The 3,496-nt window shown below is 41.5% G+C and carries 2 protein-coding genes; both read left to right on the top strand.

Annotation, left to right across the window (positions count from 1 at the left end):
• Positions 1 to 1,140: hypothetical protein (locus tag J1N10_RS21450; protein WP_262328606.1), on the top strand; the 1,140-nt coding region annotated here is incomplete at its 5' end.
• A complete protein-coding gene (locus J1N10_RS21445) occupies positions 1,137 to 3,473 on the top strand; it encodes an LPD1 domain-containing protein (protein WP_262328605.1) in 2,337 nt (778 codons plus the stop codon). The genes J1N10_RS21450 and J1N10_RS21445, both read left to right, overlap by 4 nt.
• Positions 3,474 to 3,496 lie beyond the last annotated feature (23 nt).

Genomic DNA, 3,496 nt, shown 5'->3' with positions numbered 1-3,496 from the left:
ATTGAAGAAGGAAAACAAGCCGAGATTACCAAGACCAAAACACAAAGCGAGAACCGCAAACGCTACCTGAACAACTTTTTCAAGTTCTTCAAAGTAGGTCATGGCTATTTCTACCCGGCAGTCAGTTTTGAAACAGATAGCAGTTCCAATTCCTATTGCGTATTTCTTGGTTTCGATATTAATCCAAAACGCAAGAATCCTTATGCACCTTCATCGGTGAAGCTTCGCTTTGCCATATCGGACAGCCGTAAATACATCGTTCTCCCGGCTTCTGGCGATACCGCCAAAGAAATTGAGCGTGTAATGAGCCGAAGTATGCAGCTCACTACAGGGCAAAAGGAAAGTTTGATTGAGCGTTGGGATGAAGCCATTAAAGACTTCACGGCAGACCGCCAAATCCGATACATCGTAACAGGAAATATCTTACAAGGCTCTGCGGACTTTTCAGGAAAGTTGGTGAGCTTCACCACCAAAGGCAGAGGTGTTCAGAAAGGCATTTTAATGAGCGAGGCATGGTCGCCCGACAATAACGATAATAAAGCGGACAACTATGTTGTTGCCCCAATTGCCAAGCTGCAAAAGCACATTATGAGCCTTCGTAATGGAGCTACCATTGCAACCGAAAACAGGATTACAATAGCCAGGCATTATGATGGCACTTTTAAGGTCATCATGCCGAAAACCAAAACGCATATACCCATCTACACCGATAAAGAAGTGGTGAAGCTCCTGGTTAATAATCGGGATGGTTTTGAAATGGTTTCGGGCAATATGAAGGCTTCGGTTGAAGAAAGCAAGATGCCTAAACTTCTTAATCTGCTTGGTGAGCGGTTCAGCCTTTCGGTTAAAATTCCTCGCCATTACTACGATGAATTTTTGGATAAAGGAACAAAACGAAGCAACTCAACCGATAGCCTTACCAATGAGGCTATGAAGATGTTTGAGCAAGACAAAAAGGAATTCCCCAAACGACTGGCCAAACAAAAGCAATCCACACCCAAGGGCAAGAAAATAAGCATCGACAACGGCAAGCAATTGACACTTGTAAAGCTCCGTGCAAAGGCAATCCTGATTAAGCAGAAACAGCTTCGGGCAGTTGCCGGGCTTGGTACTCATCCTAACATCAAGACCATACTATGACCGAGAAGGAGTTTTATAAAAAGTACAAAGCCATCCATAAGGATATTCGCACCAAAGGAAAATCAAAGGATTCCATCTTAGCCAATGGTTTTAAAGAGGGCGTTAATGTCAATGCTTTGCCCATCTATAAAGGTTTTGAGAAAGCAACTGATATTATTGCCACACGATATAAACCGAGAAAAGGTGACTTCGTTTGGATTCTACCCAAACAAGGCTTCATTGAAGGTCGCAATGGCTACAAAACAAAGAAAGGTTACAAACCTAATCCCAATGATGGTTTCTTTATTATCAGCAATGATTGGTCATTATACGAAAATTACTGTGCCAACTTAGCAACACCCAATGATGACCTTGGGGATATTGATACAGAAGTAGAAAAGGCTTTACAGGAGAAGCAAAAGAACCGGGAATTTAAAGATGCCGGGAAACGTGTTCATGGTTCCAGGAAAGAACAAGCCATGTACAACAAACTTATCAGTAGTAGTGATTTAAACAGCATCGAACAGGATGAAGCTACCGCCATCGAGCTGGTTAAAAAGGATAAGGTATTTCCAAAGGTTGACCCACAGGCAGAAAAGGAAAATGGTACGGATTCAGGTTGTGCCTTTCTGAAAGTAAAGGTTCGTCAGGCATTCCCGGCAAAGCCACATGCCAACACTAAAGAAGCCAGGGAGCAATATGTGAAGATGGCAGAGGCTTTTGTAAAAGTTATGAATGATGCCATTTCAATCATGGATTTACAACAACTCGATACCATTGCTAATAATGGTGAGATTGTGGGTAAGCATGATTTTGGAATGATATTCGGTAAGGCACTTCGCAATATTGTCTTTACCATTAAGGGCTATCGGACTACATCTGCGGTTAAAGAAACCTACATGAAAGCCCATCAATATTCAGGTATCACCAAGGAACAGGCAGCTCCACATGCGAAAAGGTTGAAAGAATACACCGATAAGCGGATTAAACGCCAACAGGATTGCATTGATTCTGCAAAGCAAATTCTTTCTCTTGCCGATATGAAACGCCACAAGCAAAATGACCTGACTTTTCAGGGAGGTATGTTAAGTAGCGTTCGTACTGTGGAGGACTATGTAAGGTATGTTACTCAGGTTTGCACACGATTTATCAATGATGCAAAAAGAGAATACGATGAGCAAAAAGAACGATTCCCATACAAGGAATTTAAACCGGATTGGAGTTGGGCAGAAACAAAGAAAACAAGCAAATCAAAAAGCAGTAGCAAGCCTAAAATAGAAGCCGTACCGCTATCATATATCAAACGCACAGGCGGTTTGTTGATTGAAGAAGCGGATGAAAATACGGTTATCAAGAAGCTTCATTTTAAATCGCTCACATTAGGAAACTACGTTAAGGATGATGAAGCCAGGGAACACATTCGCCACTTTGTTGCAGCCATCGTTGATTTATGCGAGGTGCTAGACATCAACCTATCCATAAACGAAGCCCTGGCTATTGCTTTTGGTGCATTCGGTCGTGGTGGTAAAGCAATGGCTACTTATTACCCAACACGGCAGCTCATCAACCTAAGCAAACGAAACGGTGACGGTTCAGTAGCCCATGAGTGGGGTCATTTCTTTGACCATTACCTAAATGGTTTGGAATTATCAACGAAACCGCTTCGTTCAGAAAGCTATCTGAATACAATCATTGAAAGTTTAGGGTATCGAAAGAAGTATTTCATTGGTGGTAATTCATCGCCAACAAAAGATTGGTTCAAGGATATTCTGAAAACCTCATTTAAGAAGGTTGTACCAACATTTCAGGAGAGGCAATCGGTAGTTCATACAAGTATCGTTTCGCTTATCCTAATGCTTCGCTTTGGTTATTATGCTTTGGAAGATAAAGCAGTAAGCTACAATGATTTTGATGAGACAAAAAAACGCAGAACCGACAGCTACCTGTATCACTACTCAAAACTTCAAGGTGCTTATTGGAAAGATATTGCAGAGATGTTTGCCCGAAGCTTTGAATGTTATGTGTACGACAAGCTAAAAGAAAAAGACCGGGTTAATAACTACTTGGTATCAGGTGGTATGTTCTCTCATCCTGTTTATCCGCAAGGTCAGGAACGCATTTACATCAACAAGTGCTTTGATAACCTGATTTATGCAATCAAGGAGCATTTATCCATTAAATCATTTGAGCCATTTACTGATAAACGAGCTGATGAATACATCGACCTGACCGAAAAAGGCAGTGTGAACAAAGGTGTGATAGTGGGCAAAGAGCGCAAACTTAAACTTGCCAAAATCAGGGCTAAAGCAATTCGCATTAAACAGAAACAAGCCCTTGCGAAGGGCAGCGAATAATAAATAGTGTACTAAAAACTTAA

This window comes from Carboxylicivirga litoralis, from assembly GCF_025499605.1.
GTDB lineage: Bacteria > Bacteroidota > Bacteroidia > Bacteroidales > Marinilabiliaceae > Carboxylicivirga > Carboxylicivirga litoralis.
This window is presented reverse-complemented; position numbering and strand designations above follow the sequence as displayed.

Bases quoted from the DNA above. Each gene is read 5' to 3' on its own strand.
- J1N10_RS21445 (WP_262328605.1), top strand. From the start codon at position 1,137: ATGACCGAGAAGGAGTTTTATAAAAAGTACAAAGCCATCCATAAGGAT.